The organism is Enterobacter sp. HNDS-6 (assembly GCF_039850505.1).
Taxonomy (GTDB): domain Bacteria; phylum Pseudomonadota; class Gammaproteobacteria; order Enterobacterales; family Enterobacteriaceae; genus Enterobacter; species Enterobacter kobei.
Window position 1 is genome coordinate 1,146,554 of sequence record NZ_CP156673.1, and the last position, 16,755, is coordinate 1,163,308.

7 protein-coding genes are annotated in these 16,755 nt (G+C 54.5%); 6 read left to right on the forward strand and 1 reads right to left on the reverse strand.

What is annotated here, in order from left to right:
* On the reverse strand, positions 1-921 hold the full coding sequence (gene speB / locus ABFI50_RS05250; RefSeq protein ID WP_002434404.1) for an agmatinase: 921 nt from the start codon (positions 919-921) through the stop codon (positions 1-3).
* A 399-nt stretch (positions 922-1,320) separates the two neighbouring features.
* Here speB and ABFI50_RS05255 point away from each other — a divergent pair, with 399 nt between their 5' ends.
* Genes ABFI50_RS05255 through ABFI50_RS05280 form a run of 6 tightly spaced genes read left to right on the forward strand, consistent with a single transcriptional unit; the run spans position 1,321 to position 16,712 of the window.
* Positions 1,321-1,899: a fimbrial protein gene (locus tag ABFI50_RS05255; protein ID WP_032645301.1), complete on the forward strand. Its 579-nt coding sequence runs from the start codon at positions 1,321-1,323 to the stop codon at positions 1,897-1,899.
* A 54-nt stretch (positions 1,900-1,953) separates the two neighbouring features.
* Positions 1,954-2,691 (forward strand): fimbria/pilus periplasmic chaperone, encoded by a 738-nt coding sequence (locus ABFI50_RS05260; RefSeq protein WP_347485537.1) that lies wholly within the window; start codon positions 1,954-1,956, stop codon positions 2,689-2,691.
* A gap of 29 nt (positions 2,692-2,720) precedes the next feature.
* Positions 2,721-5,294 (forward strand): fimbria/pilus outer membrane usher protein, encoded by a 2,574-nt coding sequence (locus ABFI50_RS05265; RefSeq protein ID WP_023337752.1) that lies wholly within the window; start codon positions 2,721-2,723, stop codon positions 5,292-5,294.
* On the forward strand, positions 5,291-6,286 hold the full coding sequence (locus tag ABFI50_RS05270) for a fimbrial protein (RefSeq protein ID WP_221703853.1): 996 nt from the start codon (positions 5,291-5,293) through the stop codon (positions 6,284-6,286). The genes ABFI50_RS05265 and ABFI50_RS05270 overlap by 4 nt, the downstream gene beginning before the upstream one ends.
* 17 nt (positions 6,287-6,303) lie before the next feature.
* On the forward strand, positions 6,304-8,037 hold the full coding sequence (locus tag ABFI50_RS05275; protein WP_023337753.1) for a ShlB/FhaC/HecB family hemolysin secretion/activation protein: 1,734 nt from the start codon (positions 6,304-6,306) through the stop codon (positions 8,035-8,037).
* Positions 8,038-8,051: 14 nt separating this feature from the next.
* Complete coding sequence (locus tag ABFI50_RS05280; protein ID WP_347485539.1) at positions 8,052-16,712, forward strand: hemagglutinin repeat-containing protein; 8,661 nt, start codon at positions 8,052-8,054, stop codon at positions 16,710-16,712.
* Positions 16,713-16,755 lie beyond the last annotated feature (43 nt).

Genomic DNA, 16,755 nt, shown 5'->3' on the forward strand with positions numbered 1-16,755 from the left:
TTATTCGCCTTTTTTCGCCGCCTGAATGTAGAGCATTTCCAGTGCCAGGGTCGCTGCCGCCAGGGCTGTGATTTCGGACTGGTCATAGGCTGGCGCCACTTCCACCACGTCCATCCCGACGATGTTCAGATCCTTCAAGCCGCGCACCAGCTTGATGGCGCGGTCGGACGTCAGGCCACCGATCACCGGCGTACCGGTGCCTGGCGCAAAGGCAGGATCCAGGCAGTCGATGTCGAAGGTCAGGTAGACTGGCATATCGCCGACGATCTGCTTCACCTGCGCGATGATGTCATCCACGCCGCGATCGTTCACCTGGCAGGCATCCAGCACGGTGAAGCCGTTGTCTTTGTCGAACTCAGTACGAATACCGATCTGCACGGAGTGGTTCGGATCGATCAGGCCTTCGTTCGGTGCAGTGTAGAACATAGTTCCGTGGTCAAACTCGCAGCCGTTCGCGTAGGTGTCGGTATGCGCATCGAAATGGACCAGCGCCATTTTGCCAAAGTGTTTCGCGTGGGCGCGCAGCAGTGGCAGAGTCACAAAGTGGTCGCCACCGAAGGAGAGCATACGCTTACCGGCTGCCAACAGTTTCTCGGCGTGGGCCTGCAGCTTTTCGCTCATCTCACGCGCGTCGCCGAAGGCATACACGAGGTCACCGCAGTCAACCACGTTCAGGCGCTCGCGCATGTCGAAGTTCCACGGGAAGCGGTTGTGCTCCCAGGCCAGGTTGGTGGAAACCTGACGGATCGCCGCCGGGCCATGACGTCCACCGGCACGACCCGAGGTTGCCATATCGAACGGCACACCGGTGATCACCCAGTCAGCATCGCTGTCGTAGGGCTGGAAGTTCATCGGAAGGCGTAAAAAACCAAACGCGTTAGATACCAGAGAGTTGTCGTACTGATGACCTAAAGTGCTCATGTCCTGACCTCTTAAAAGTCGTTGCATTAGATACAGATGAAAAAAAATCCCCTCCGCGTCGTTAAACCCGACGAGGAAGGGATTGATGTCCTTACTGCTTTTGCCTAATGCTAGCCTCTGGAACGTGAAGATTCAAGCTCACTTTTCAAAACATAAATCAATTGTGTTGCCAGACTTTTACGGCCTCTAATTATTCACCATACCGATAAAATTCATTTTTAGAATTGATATTATCTTAAGCCCCCCATTTCTTCGCATTATTTGCGTTTAAAAGTTTGAAGCAAAACTTAATTCATAAATTTAATAAATATACCATTTTAAAACTAGGAATATATTTAGGCCTGGCCGATAGCGGTGGAGGAGATGACCTCTATACAATAGCCCCCCCAATGAAATGATATGGATATTTTTATGAAGAAGTTATCTAAGCTGGCAATCCTGGCCGTTCTTTCAACCATCGGTACCGCCGCGGCAGCAGAAGATGGCACGATTACTTTTCAAGGTACTATTAGCGACGCAACCTGTACTATTACCGGCGGTGACGCACAGGGCGAATCTGAAAGCCCAGACTTTACCGTTCATTTACCTTCTATTAGTACAACCGCGCTTGCAACGGATGGACAGCGCGCAGGTGATACCCCATTCCACATTACGTTAAGCGGCGCAAACTGCACCAATGGCAAAGTTGCCAGCGTATTCTTCGAACTGGCGCAAAGCACCAATATCGATGCCACCACCGGTAACCTGAAAAATACCGTGGCTAAAGCGTCAGGCGGAGCTGAGAAAGTTCAGGTTGGTTTACTGGATTCTTCAAAAGCAAAACTGAACCTGAATACCGCAAACGATAGCGCTAAAACCGTTACGGTTGCCGGTAATACGGCTCGCTTTGATTACTGGGCACAATATGTGGCGACGGGTGGTGCATCTACTGCCGGTCAAGTCTCAACCGACGTTGTGTACTCCATTAAATATCAGTAATCGCGCGCCCCGCGGGTTTATCCGCTAAGAGTATCACCTAAAGGATTAGGCCAGATGTTAAAAAAACTTGTTATATCTTCTGTATTCATGATGACGCTGGCCTTTTCCTTTGCGGCCAGTGCAACGATTCAAATTATGACGACCCGCGTGGCATTCAACGCCGGGGAGAAAGAACAAACGATTCGTATTAATAACGTCAGCAAAGCGCCTGAACTGGTTCAGGTGTGGCTTTCCAGCACCGATAAGAGTGACGGCATCGCCAAAGAAGATTTGCCTTTCTTTATCACCCCACCGGCGGCCAGAATTAACGGCCAAAAGGGGAAAGTTTTCCGCATATTCCAGACGGAAGGCGCCGCCGCGAAATATCCAAAAGATCGTGAAACGGTTCTGTGGCTCAATGTCCTGGATATTCCGCCTGAAATGGCGGACGACGTAGATAAAAATCAGCTAAAGATGGCGTTCAGAACGCTGATTAAATTTTTCTATCGCCCGGTTGGTCTGAAAGGTAATCCGATGAAAGCGGCGGATGAATTAACCTGGCAATTGAAAAAAGCAGCCAACGGTTATGACGTCGTTGGAACAAATAATTCGCCTTTCCATGTAAGCATGACAAATGTCTGGCTCCGAAATGCTCAGGGTAAAGATGTCATGATTGATGGCGAGATGATCGCGCCATATAGCACGCTGGTATATCACTTCCCGCAGGTTAATGCCGTGCAGGGGAAAGGGACATTCCAATACAATTATATTACCGATCTGGGTGCCTATATTAAGCGCACGTATAACTTCTGATTAGTAATCATATTGACCAGGACGGTGATATGTCGATGTTTTACAAGAAAACTAACATTCTGCGGGTGATTAGTGGCTTTGTCATTTCGGTGACCATTGCGCCACTCGCAGTATATGCCAGTGATACCAGTAAGCCGATGACATTTTCTCGTGGGTTTATGAAGTATTACGATAGCGGAATCGATCTGACACAATTTGACGGCGTTGAAAAAATACTGCCGGGGAAATATACGCTTGAGGTTTACAGCAACCTCAAGCCGGTTAATACCTGGACCGTTACCTTTGTGGCTGCAAATAATGAGCAGGGATTCAACGCCTGCATGACGCCCGAAATGGTCGTCCGCTTTGACGTCGACACATCAAAACTTCCCCCCGACTGGAAGCAGAATACCTGCATTATTCTCCCCGAGCTGATTAAAGGCGCGACGGTTAATTATAATGCGGTAGAAGAACAGCTGGATGTCACGATTCCTCAGGCAATGCTGCTTAACACGCCTGCGGGTTACGTAAGCCCGGAGTTATGGGATAACGGCGTGCCGGCGCTGATGTCCTCCTATACCCTCAGCGCCACCAGTTCACGTTATCGCCCCGCTCAGGATAACGCGACCTATCTCTACAGCAATTTGCACAACACCCTCGCACTGGGGGCATGGCGTTTTACGACCTACGACAGTCTGAGCTCCGGCAGCGACACGGAAAATACCGGCGTACAGCATATCCAGGCCTATGCAGAGCGGGCCATTGCGCCGCTGCAATCGCAGATAGTGCTGGGCGATCTGAACACCACCGGTGATTTTTTTGACACTACCGCCCTGCGTGGCGTTCGTCTCGCCACGGACGATCGCATGCTTCCCGACTCGGTACGCAACTATGCCCCGGTGGTGCGCGGCATCGCCAACAGCAACGCCACGGTGACCATCAAGCAGGCTGGCAACACCCTGTATGAAAAGGTGGTGCCACCTGGGGAGTTCGCCATCAGCGATCTCTATGCGACCGGCTATAACGGCGATCTTGAGGTCACCGTTAAAGAGACAAACGGCAAAGAGTCCTACTTCGTGGTCCCCTACTCCAGCGTGCCGCAGCTGCTGCGCGAAGGTTACTCCCGCTACTCTGTGGCTGCGGGTGAAATCCGCGATACCTGGCTGAAAGAGGATCCGAAAGCGGTTGAGGGCACGTTTCAGTACGGCTTATTCAATAACTTTACCGGCTACGTTGGTGGACAGAGCGCGTTCGAAGGTGATTATGCGGCGCTGATGACCGGTTTTGCGATTAACACCCGTCTGGGCGCATTAGGCGTAGACGTGACGCGCTCTTTCACCCGCTTCGAGGGGCAGCCGGACACCGCAGGCTGCGGCACCTTCTGCAATATGAGCCTGCGCATTAGCCTGGCGAAGACCCTCCCGACAACCGGGACGAACTTCAGCCTGATTGGCTATCGCTATTCCAGCGCGAATTTCTACTCCCTGAGCGACGCGGTCAGCCTGAAGCGCTCGATTGAAGCCGATGAAGAAGACTTTCTCCCGGAACGCTATCGCGAGCGCCTGGAAGCCAACATCAACCAGACGCTTCCCGCCGGTTGGGGAAGCTTCTACGTCAGCGGGTTTGTGGGCAACGTCTGGAATAACGAGCAGGGCCGAAATGAAAAGTCGAACTTCGTGCTGGGCTACAACAACCAGTTTGGCATCACGACCTGGGGGATCTCCCTTGGACGCACCAATAACGACGATGGCGACCACGAAGATACGCTCTACCTGAACGTGAGCATGCCGCTTGGCCACCACTACGAGAAGCAGGCTCGCCTGGGGGCCAACTTTAGCTATAACAGCGAAGAAGCCAACTTCCGTACCTCGCTGAACGGCTCCGCCGGGGAACGCTCACAGTTTGGCTTTGGCGGCTATTTCAGCCAGTCCAACACGCCGGAAACTAACTTCGGCATGAACCTCTCCTACACGGGCGAGAGCGCCTCGGGCGGGATGACCTACAGCCAGTCCCGGGACTCCTTTATGGGAGGGGTCAACCTGAACGGCGGCGTGGTGGTGCATGAAGGCGGCATCAACTTTGTGCCAACCCTCGCAGACACCATTGGCATCGTGGAAGCAAAAGGCGCAGAAGGCTCTCGCATCTACCCGGATTCCCAGGCCGTCATCAAAGACAACGGCTACGGCATTGTCGGGTATCTGGTGCCTTACAAGTACAACGAGGTGTACGCCGACCCGAAAGGCACCGCGTATACCGTCGAGGTCGACGACACCCGCCGAACCATCGTGCCAACCTCCGGCGCGGCAGTGCTGATCAAAATGGACACCCAGGCCAATCGCCAGAGCTTTGTGCGCTTTATGCAGCCTTCCGGCGAAGTGATCCCATTTGGTGCGTCGGTACTGGACGAATCGCACAACGCGATCGGCATGGTCGGTCAAAACGGCGTGGCGATGGTGGCGCTTAAGGAAGGCCAAAACGTCTTTACCCTCCAGTGGAAGAAAAATAAAAAGCCCGCGCAGTGCGGTGCGCGTTATGTGAAGCAAGGCACTGAGGACCGGCCAACCGAGGAAGAAGCGTTTAAGGCTATTGAAATTACCTGTATCAATAACGGGGCAACACCATGAAACGGATTTTTACGGCTGCGCTGATTCTTTTATCCACGGCGTTTATATCTTTAACGTGCAACAACGCCTATGCGGCGTTGTGCACCCTCACGTCCCCGTTGGCGACACTGAATATCATGGACGACATCACGCTTAACGTTATAAAGCAGCGTGAAGTCGGCAAGGTTTTATGGAGCAAAACCTATCAGGTGCCGGACGTCAGCTACACCTGCGACGCGTCCACCCAATCTTCATGGCATTCAAGCTATTCGCGAAGCTATATCCGTTCGCAGATTGATCATGTCTATAACACCGAAATCCCGGGGATAGGCATTCGCATGCGATGGCCCACGCAGACCGAATCTTCATGGCTGCCGGGTAACTCGGGTTCGCCGACCACGTGCTCCACCGGTTGTGGGGTGAAAAACAGTACGGTTCTGGTGGAAATGGTCCAGACCGGCTCGATGCCTGAAGGGGAATACTTTATTCCAGCGGGTAAGGTGGCGGAGGCACTGGTGATCCCGTCCGCCGATGAAAGCGAAAAACTGCCGATTATGGCCATCAACTTTGGTGTTGCCATTAAGGTGGTTACCGCCTCGTGCTCCATTTACCCCTCAGCGACGAACGTCGATTTAGGCACCTATAACATCGCCGATTTTCAAAAAGACGATACTTTTCAAGGTGTTAAAAAAGACTTCAGTATCACCGTGGGCTGCCCTTCTACGGAACAAATTGGCATCACCTTCAACTCCTTAATTAACACCCCTTTAGGCGCGTTGACCGGTGTGATCGGCGTTGAAAGCGGCGATGGCTATGCAAGCAATTTTAGTATTCGCCTTTTTGAGAAGAACTCAACCGCGATCACGCTGGGTAAGGAGAAGGTCTATACCGCCTCCACGCTCACCAAAAACTATCAGGCACAAATCTATGTTGGCGGCGGGGTCGATCGTAAGACGGCCCTCACCCCCGGCAAAGTTGTCGGCGCCGTTCAATACACCGTTGTCATTAAATAACGCTCAGGGAGAGAGTGATGCGTTGTCATTTTAAAATCAAAAACGTCCTGTTTTTACTGCCTTTATTACAGGTGGCCCATGCCGCCATACTGCCCTCAGTTCAGAACAAGCAGGAACTTGACCGCCTGGAGCGGCAGAGTAACCAGTATCTGATTGAAGAGGCGAAAAGAACGGAAGCGTTGCTGCAACAGCAGCGCGCAATTCGCGGCGAAGACGCGGAGACCGGCCTGCCGGCAAATTCATCGTGGAAGTTCAACGTAACCCGGATCGAGATCCTCGACGATCATCTGTTCGACGGATCGCCGCAGCGCGAGGAGATCGTCCAGCGCTATCTGGGTAAGGATCTGGGTAAATCTGACATTTTCACCTTAGTGAAAGAGTTAACGGATTTTTATATTTCCCGTGGCTATGCCACCACTCTTATCAGCATCGACCCCGGCAACATCAAGAGCGGTACGCTTAAGCTTCGCGTGCTGTGGGGAAAGATTAACGATTTTAAGGTGAACGGCCAGACACCGGGCCTGCGTGATAGCACGCGTCTTTTTACCGCCTACCCGTTTGCCAAAGACAAGATCCTCAATATGCAGGATGTCGACCAGATGGTTGAGAACCTGATGCGGGTCTCGGAGAGGGATAATATTAGCGTTGAACCCTCAATCATTAATGGCTATTCCGATCTTAACCTGATTCATCAGCCCTCATTTCCGATTGACGCGGCGGCGGGGTTAAATAACTCCGGGAGCAAATCAGAAGGCTGGCAGCAATATTACGGCAGCCTGACGGCAAAAAATATTGCCGGGTTAAACGACATCTTTAATGCGTATTACTCCTGGAACGATCTGAAAAATAATAATGATAAACAGGACTCCTGGTCATTTAGCTACAGCGTGCCGCTGGGCTATTGGGGTTTTGATACCAGCTATTACAAATCCGAATACGAAAAAGGCATCGACGGCGGCTTCGGCATTTACGATTCCGATGGCACGTCGGAGCGTGCATCCCTGCGTATCAGCCGCATGCTGATGCGTGGCGCAACGGGCAAAACCAGCGCCTGGATGAAAGTCGAACGCCGGGATAACTACAACGGCATCGAAAACGCGCGCATTGACGTTAGCTCAAAAACCTACACCTCGCTGGCGTCGGGCCTGACCTACGTTGGCGCCATGGGCGGTGGCTGGTTCTATGGCGATCTGAGCGTCACCGCGGCGGTGCCGTGGTTTGGTTCAGCCCGCGACGGCGATAAAGACCTTGAGGGTTTCGACGTCGATTATCTGAAATACAACGGCATTGCCTCCTGGACGCGCCCGCTCGCTAAGTTTGGCCGACTCGGCATGACCTACGAGCTGAACAGCGGTTTTCAGTACACGCCGGATGTGCTGGTGAGTGATGCCAAAGTGACTATCGGGGATGAATACACCGTTCGTGGTTTCAAAGACGATAACGTGATGAGCGACAGCGGCGCGTGGATTGCCAATAGCCTGCAATTTCCTTTCGATATTGGACTGGCCGGTATTTACCAGCTGACGCCCTATATTGGCTACGACGTTGGCTTCACAAAAGATAATTGCCCGAAAGGCGTCAATGTCTGCGACAGCCAATTCATGATGGGCGCATCAGTGGGCGTTAAAGCCACTGGCAGCCATTTCTCTTCCTACGTTATGGCAGGGTGGCCCGTTAAAAAACCAGACTCAATGGAAGAAGAAACCGTCGATAACACGGTGGTTTATTACAAAACGGAAATTAACTTCTAACAAAGGGAAGAATAATGAAAAACAAAAACACACGCAGCGGAAAAATAACCACGCGCAATTTGCATAAGCGGCTCTGCCCATTATATCTGTCTTTGGCCGGCATTTTCTCGGCCCCCGTCGATGCGGCAACCACGCCTGATAATCGTCAGTCGAAAGGCCCTACCATGGGCCAGGCGGCCAACGGCACGCCCGTGGTGAATATTGCCGATCCTAATGCGAAAGGCATCTCCATGAATAAATTCAACGAATTTAACGTTGAAAAACAGGGGATGATCTTTAACAACAGCATGCAGGACGGCGTAACGAAAATTGGCGGCTATGCGGTAAAAAATGCCCAACTGCAGCACGAAGCCAGCGCCATTATCAGCGAAGTAACGGGTGCGAAAGCGTCCTACATTAACGGCACGATGGAAGTTTTCGGTAAAAAGGCCGACATCATCATTGCCAACGAAAACGGCATTAGCGTGAACGGCGCAACCACCATCAATGCCAACAGCCTGACCCTCAGCACCGGTAAAGTGCAGGCAAATAACGACGGTTCCTATAAGCTGGCGGTCGAAAAAGGGGCGGTATCCGTCACCGGTCAGGGCATTAATACCGACGGGCTGGGCTACTTTGACATCGTTAGCCGCAGCGCGCAGCTGGAAGGCGAAATTGCCGGTAAAGCAGACATCAAAGTGCTGGCGGGCCAGAACGACTACGACCTTGCGACCCGTAGCCACACCGTACGTAACAAAGGCGACGGACGGGGTCCGGCCGTGGCTATCGACGGTAGCGCGCTTGGCTCGATGTACGGCGGAAAGATCCAGCTGATCAGCACCGAATCCGGGGCGGGCGTCCGTCATGCCGGCGGCATTATCGCCAGCAGCGATCTCGAGATCAGCGCGGATGGCGACATTACGCTCGCCAGCCTGTCGAGCGAGAAAAATATGTCGCTCTCCGGCAAGAATATCACCCTGAACAAATCCACTTCCGGCGTTCAGGCAAAAAACGACATTATCATGAACGCCCTGGCGGGCATCACGCTGAATAACGACGTGATCGCATCAACCGGCAAAATCCGCATTGATGCCAGCTCGCTGGTGCAAAATGCCGCCTCGCTGGTAACCAACAACACCACCACCACCGTTCCGGCGATTCAGATTAACGTCGCGGGCCAGTATACCCTGAACGGCAAACTGCAGGCGCTGGATGCCAACGGTAAGATCATTGCAAACGGCGTCGTGACGCTGAAAAACGGCGATTTCGTCGTGAAGGTCAACGGCGTTGAAGTGCCGTTTGCCTCGCTGATCTCGGATACCCAGGTGATCAGCCACAGCGGTGACGTACAGATTACCGCAGGCAGCATGAATAACGGCGGCGGCAGCGTCCTGGCGAAAAAAGGCACCCTGCAGTTCACCCTGAAAGAGGCCTTTGTGAACAGCGGCTCCGTCAGCGCCACGGGGGACCTGACGATTGCGTCCGGTTCACTGAAGAACGACGGCGTGCTGTACGCATCCAATAACCAGACGCTCCGCGTCGGCAACCTGGACAACAACGGCCGCATCTTCGCGGAAAAACGGCTGGTGATGAACGCCAGCGCGCTGAACAACCGTGGAAACATCGGTGCGACCACTGACGCACTGCAGGTCACCACGACCGGCAATTTGACCAACAGCGGCACCCTCGTGGGTGATGCGGCAGCCGTCAGCCTGAACGTCGGCGGCGACGTCGACAACAGCGGTAACATCATCAGCAACGAAAAAGATGTCTCCCTCACTGCCAGCGGTAAATCCATCAAGAACCAGGGCAAAATCGAGGGGAAAAACGTTACCCTGACCGCGTCCAACGCCGACGCGACGCTTGAAAACAGCGGTACGCTGAACGCCAGACAAAAAGCGCAGGTGAAAGCGGCGAAGCTGAATAACAACGGCGGAACCCTGAGCGCAGCGGGCGATGTTGCGCTGAACGTCAGTAAGCAATTAAATAACACCCACGGCGGCGAGATCCTGGCGGGAGAAAACCTTACGCTGGACGGCGCGCAGACGACTGCACTGACCAACGACAATAGCCGGATCCAGGGGAAAAACGTCACCCTGACCAACATGTCCACTCTCACCAACACGGGCGACGCCGTTCTGCTCGCGAGTGGGGCGATGGATCTGTCCGGCACAACAACGCTGACCAACTCGGCCTCCGGCATTCAGGCAACGTCCATCCTGCTGGACCACATCGGCACGCTGAATAACATCAGCGATGCTACCCTCTACAGCAGCGGCAATCTCACTCTGTCCAACATCGGTACCCTCACCAACGATGCGTCTCAGATGGTTGCAGACGGTGCGCTGGCGATGCTGAACATCACAAACGTATCCAACACCAACAGCGCCGCGATCGTCGGTAGCGGCAGCGTAACAATCAGCAATGTGGATACGCTCCACAACAGCAACAGTGCGGTGATCCAGTCTGAGCATGCCCTCAGCATCAACAACGTGGGTACGCTGAACAACAGCACTGACGCGGCGCTCCTCGCCTCGGGCAACATGACCCTGGACGGTGTGAATACGCTGAACAATGCCTCGGTGATCCTCAGCGATGGCAGCATTACGGTGCAGAACGGCGACACGCTGCACAATAACGGCGTCGTGCAGGCGGGCACCGATCTGATTATCCGCAATATCCGTAGCCTGATGAACGACGGGAGCGACCATGTGCTCATGGCCCTGCGGAACCTGACGATCGAGGATGTGGATTCCCTGACCAACTCCAGCCAGGCGGTGATCACGGCCAGCATGAACACGGTGCTGAACGCCGTTGGCGTACTGACTAACCTCTCCGGTGGGGTGATTCAGGCCGTTGATGGGGCGTTAACCGTCGCGGCAAATTCGCTCCTCAACAGCGGCAGTGAAAATGGTTCGAATTCGACTCTGGTGGCGGGCGGCGATGTGATCGTGACCTCAGAGAATGTGACCAACGAGAGTGGCGCGACCATTGTCTCGACGGATAACAACCTGACGCTGAACGTGAAGAACACCCTTAACAACAGCGATGAAGCCGTGCTCGCAGGGGCAAAAACGACCTCGCTGAATGTTCAGACAGGCAACATCAAAAACACCACTGAAGCAGTCATTGCGGGCACGAATATTGCTGTTGCGACCAAAAACCTGCAAAACGATGCCAACGCCTCCATCACCGCCGACCGGGATCTGCAGCTGACTCTCGCCAGCCTGAACAACACGGCCGGTATTCTTGAGGCCGGACGCGATCTCACGCTTAGTGTTGACAACAGCCTGACCCTCGACGCCAATAACCAGAATATCTACGCCGGACGCGCGATGGCGATCGCCACGCACGGCGACTTTACCAATAGCACCCAGATGGAAGCGATTGGCGATTTGACCGTGAATGCAGACGGTAATTTCACCAACGCCGTCTCTATCGTGACCGGAGGCGATCTCAACGTCACCGCGGGCAATATCACCAACAATGCCGGTAGCCTGCTGTGGACGATGGGCGATATGAGTCTGGAAGCCCGTAACGGTACTTTCTTCAACGGCGTGTCGGGTAACGTGCTCAGCATGGGCGATATTTCGATTATCGCGAAGGAGATCCATAACCATGCCGGGATCATTCGCGCAGAGAAGGACGTGAATTTAGACGCGGAATCCATCAGAAACGAAAGTAGCTATACCGGCGACGAAATCTCCATGACGGGTTATCAGAACGCCAGTGCGGTATATAGCACCGTAGAGCATCTCGCGACGAAATCTAACACCATGATTAACTTCTCAATGCCGGTTGTGACCTCGGGATTGAGACTGGATCATCAGGCCGAGATCAGCGCGGGCGGCAACATTAATATCAACCAGCGCAATATCTACGACAGAAAACAGATTACAAACAAAGGTGGTCTGATTCAGGCAGCGAAAGATATTACGGTTACCGGTGATATCTACAACTCACCGGAATACGGTGAAATGTCCATTTATGATTATCTGCAGCTGCCGTTAGAGATGCAGGGCGGGCTCACCTATCAGTGGCATTTAGGCGCCTATCATACGTCAACGTGGAACTTTGATACTCTTTACCAGTTCCTCGACTTCGAGTTTGGCAATGGCGCAGCGGCCGGTAAGACAGGCAGTGATGACCCTGAAAAAGCGCTCTGGTACAACGCCGTCGTGATGACCGGCAACGAGTCCACGCTTTTCAACAAAATGATGTCCGACATCTTCGGTGAAACCTGGCAAACCACCGACTACGGTACAATGTGCGGTATCTGGGCGAGCGTAACAGCCTCCAATAATGAGGCATTAAAAAACAATAAAACCTACTTCGTCCCTTCTGAGAAAGGCGAGATCACCGCGGGCGGTAACTTTACGCATAACGGCGGCACGCTGGATAACGGTATTGCGGACGCTGGGGTGATTAACAGCCACAGCGACGTAAGCGATATCGACGTGGGTGAATACACCGTGGATACGGTCATTGCCGGTTACGATGTCCAGGTAAATACCAAGAAAATTGACGAGCTGGCGATGGGCATTAGCCCGATGCCAACCATCAAGGATATGGTCTCCATTCCGGGCATGTTTGAAGTCTCAACCGACTTTAAGAAAACCGCCGAAGCGGAAAAAAATGGCACGGCTTATCCGGGGCCAGCCAACAATATCGTTCCGATCTTTGAAACGCGTCCGTCAATGATCGATCAGAGCGCTTACACAGGATCGGATTACTTCTTCGATCAGGTGGGCTATGACCCGCAGAAGCCGGTTAACGTTATTGGTGATAACTACTTCACCTCAGAATTGATCCGCCGTGAGATCAACAGCTCGGTGGGCAGTTTCTTTTCGATCCGTGATGGTCTGGAAGGCGACGCGCTGGTGCAGGCCCTGATGGACAATGCAGGCGTGGCCGCACAGGACAGCGAGCTGGGGCTGGTTGTCGGTCAATCCCTGACCGAGGAGCAGCGCAACGGACTGGACGCCGATATCGTCTGGTTCGTCAATCAGACGGTGAACGGCGTGGACGTGATGGTCCCGGTCGTGTACCTGTGCCCTGAAACGCTTCGTCAGATGGAGAGCGGAGACGTTAACGGCGGCACCGCGACCGTTCATGCCGGTGGCGATATGAACGTCGACGCGAACAGCATCAATAACGCCAACGGTACAATCTCATCCAAAGGCGACATGACGCTGGTCTCTGATGGGGATATCAACAACGTTAGCAACGGCATGAGCGCGGGTATCTCTGCGGGCGGCGACATCAATATGTCCAGCACCAGCGGCAATATCAATAACAACGGCGCGGCGATTAACGCTGAGGGCGACGTGAACATGTCCGCAGCTCAGGGTGACATCACCATGACGGCCAGCGTAGGGCGCGATGAGAGCGGCAAGCAGGTGATCCACGCCTTTGAGGACGGCGTTACCGCAGGCGGCAGCATTAACATGGAGGCTAAATCTATCACCTCCAACGCGTCGGATATTACGGCGGGTCAGGATGTAAGCATGAAGGCCACCGACGGCGACGTCACCTTCAATGACCTGCATGAAATTGACGCCACGCGTATCATTGATAACGACGTCAGAAGCGCGCTCAACTACACGATGTCTGATACCTCAACCACCACGGGCAAAGCCATTGGAGCGAATGTTTCCGCTGGCGGCAACATGAGTATCGAGGCCAAAAACGACGTGGTGATGGAAGGGGGGACCTACAACGCCCAGACCGGCAGCATCACCGCTGAAAATGACGTGACGATCAAAACGTCCCAGGACGTTGCTCACGAAGAACAGCACAGCTCGTCACGCGAGTTTGTCATCAGCGCGGGCGTCAGCGGCGGCGGCCAGTCGGTTAACACCAGCTACGGCACCATGGACGGCGGCAGCACCGAAACGACCTCCGGCGACTATGTCAGCGCAGGATCAGAATCCGACACCTCCGCTATCGGCAAGAAGCCTGGCCGTGCGCCGGTCAATGATACGGCTGGCTTCACGTTTGGCATGAGCACCTCCAGTGACTCGTCCGTCACCGACAGCAAAAAGAACACCAATGCCGCAATCAACTTTGGCCAGTCCGGGACGATTGAAGCCGGTAAGACCGCTGACATCGGTGGAGCGGATCTCAGCGCGGGCGACGCCCTGACCATCAACGCCGAGGACGTCGCGACCACGAAATATGAAGATGAGATGAAAAACACCTCATCCCATAAAGCGACGTCGTTTGGTATCACGGGTGAAGCCCACAGCACCCTTGTAGATACCTTTGATAAAGCCGGTAACCTGATTGAAAAAGGCACCGAAGGCCAGTCTGCCAACGCCGGAACAACGGCTGCGGAAGTGCTGGGCGAGGCCTCTAATCTGCTGCTCAACGATCTGGCTGGCGGTTCCGTTACCATTGGCGGCAGTTCGTCTAAATCGCACTCAACCTCCACCTCCACGGCGGAAAACATTAATCACATCAGCGCCAATAACGTTTCGATCAACACCAAAAAAGACACCACGTTGAACGGAACAGACATTAGCGGCCAGAACGTTGAAATTAACGCAGGCGGCGATGTGAACATGAATGCGGCGAAATCCACATCCAGCTACAGCAACACCACCGAGGAGCACTCGGCGGGCATCTCGGCTGGCGTGGGCGTGGATCTCTCCGGCGTGAGCGGCGGCGCGTCCGTCGACTACAGCGGCAGCAAAGAGACCGGAACAGGCAACAGCACCAGCTACACCAACAGCACCATTACGGCAGGCGACGTCAAAATTAAGTCCGGCGGCGACATGACCATGAGCGGGGCCAACATTGATGCCAATACCGCGGACGTGGATGTTGCAGGGGATATGACCGTGAACTCCCTTCAGGATACGGTTCACACGGACAACGAGCGTGCCAACTGGGGTGCATCCGTCGGTGTAGCCGTGTCGACGAAAGGCGTGATGCCTACCGGGGCCGTTAACGGCGGCGGCGGCTCAGAGGCTTATGACTCGGCAACCACCGCGAAGCAGTCCGGCATTCACACCACGGGTGACGTGCAGGTGAAAACCGGCGGCGACCTCAACATGGCGGGGGCTAATATCGTCTCTGATAATGGCACCGGTAACGTCAACGTTGCGGGCAATATCAACGCCAAAGACCTGCAAGATACCGTTGAGCAGGACGGCCTGTACGGCGGTGGCGGCGTAGGTATCGGTGGTTTGCCTGGTAAAAAAGGCGGCATTCCATCGGCTAACATCTACGTGGATACGGTCGATGAGATCCACCGTAACGAAACGCAGAAATCCACCATTTCCGTGGGTGACACCACCAGCAAAGGTACGACTGGCGAGATCAACACCAACAAGGATGAGATGTCCGTTGTCACCCGTGACGAAAAAGAAGCGGGCAACAATATCTCCTATACCATTGCGGATCCTGGTATCGGTAAGAAGAAAAAAGGCAGTTACGACGTCGATACGCCGAGCGACCACCGCAATGGCGGGGGCTCGTCGAAGCATTCAGGCGATGGCACGAAGAAGAAAGAGGATACGCCAGCGAAACCTGCGCACAGCGAAGCGGTGCCTGCCGTTACGCCGTCGAAAGCGGATGACCTGAAGCCTGCACCGAAACCGGCTGACAGCACGACGAAGACGGATACCACCCCGTCTGGAACCGCGCACAGCGAAGCGGTGCCTGCCGTTAAGCCGTCGAAAGCGGACGATCTGAAGCCTGCGCCGAAACCGGCTGACAGCACGACGAAGACGGATACCACCCCGTCTGAAACCGCGCACAGCGAAGCGGTGCCTGCCGTTACGCCGTCGAAAGCGGATGACCTGAAGCCTGCACCGAAACCGGCTGACAGCACGACGAAGACGGATACCACCCCGTCTGAAACCGCGCGCAGCGAAGCGGTGCCTGCCGTTACGCCGTCGAAAGCGGATGACCTTAAGCCTGCGCCGAAACCGGCTGACAGCACGACGCCGAAGAAAAAATGGGACGTTCCGAATACGAATTACCCAACGCTTTCGCCGGGTTCTGCAACCGGTAAAACCGGCAAAGATATGCCGAAAACGCCTGAGCACAGAAAGTGGAACGGCGACATGACCAACGGCGTGGTGCCGTCGAGCAACCCGAAAGGCATCGACGTCAAGCTCTCGCCGGGTTCTTCCACCGGTCAGACCGGCATGGACATGCCGAAAACGCCTGAGCACAAGCAGTGGAACGGCGATATGACCAACGGCGTGGCGCCGTCGAGCAACCCGAAAGGCACCGACGTCAAGCTCTCGCCAGGTTCCTCCACCGGTCAGACCGGCATGGACATGCCGAAAACGCCTGAGCACAAGCAGTGGAACGGCGACATGACCAACGGCGTGGCGCCGTCGAGCAACCCGAAAGGCACCGACGTGAAGCTCTCGCCGGGTTCCTCCACCGGCCAGACCGGCATGGACATGCCGAAAACGCCTGAGCACAAGCAGTGGAACGGCGATATGACCAACGGCGTGGCGCCGTCGAGCAACCCGAAAGGCACCGACGTGAAGCTCTCGCCGGGTTCGTCCACCGGTCAGACCGGCATGGACATGCCGAAAACGCCTGAGCACAAGCAGTGGAACGGCGATATGAGCGCAACAGCCCAGCCGAAGCAGTGGCTGCCGCTAATGGCGGAAACGCCAATTAATATCTATGCGAAGGTGACCATTACGTTCCAGGACGAACAGCTGAGTTAACCCCCCTCTCCCCGTCGTTCACCGGCGGGGTTTTCATGTAGCC

Bases quoted from the DNA above. Each gene is read 5' to 3' on its own strand.
- ABFI50_RS05260 (WP_347485537.1), top strand. From the start codon at position 1,954: ATGTTAAAAAAACTTGTTATATCTTCTGTATTCATGATGACGCTGGCC.
- ABFI50_RS05255 (WP_032645301.1), top strand. From the start codon at position 1,321: ATGGATATTTTTATGAAGAAGTTATCTAAGCTGGCAATCCTGGCCGTT.
- ABFI50_RS05265 (WP_023337752.1), top strand. From the start codon at position 2,721: ATGTCGATGTTTTACAAGAAAACTAACATTCTGCGGGTGATTAGTGGC.
- speB (WP_002434404.1), bottom strand. From the start codon at position 921: ATGAGCACTTTAGGTCATCAGTACGACAACTCTCTGGTATCTAACGCG.
- ABFI50_RS05280 (WP_347485539.1), top strand. From the start codon at position 8,052: ATGAAAAACAAAAACACACGCAGCGGAAAAATAACCACGCGCAATTTG.
- ABFI50_RS05270 (WP_221703853.1), top strand. From the start codon at position 5,291: ATGAAACGGATTTTTACGGCTGCGCTGATTCTTTTATCCACGGCGTTT.
- ABFI50_RS05275 (WP_023337753.1), top strand. From the start codon at position 6,304: ATGCGTTGTCATTTTAAAATCAAAAACGTCCTGTTTTTACTGCCTTTA.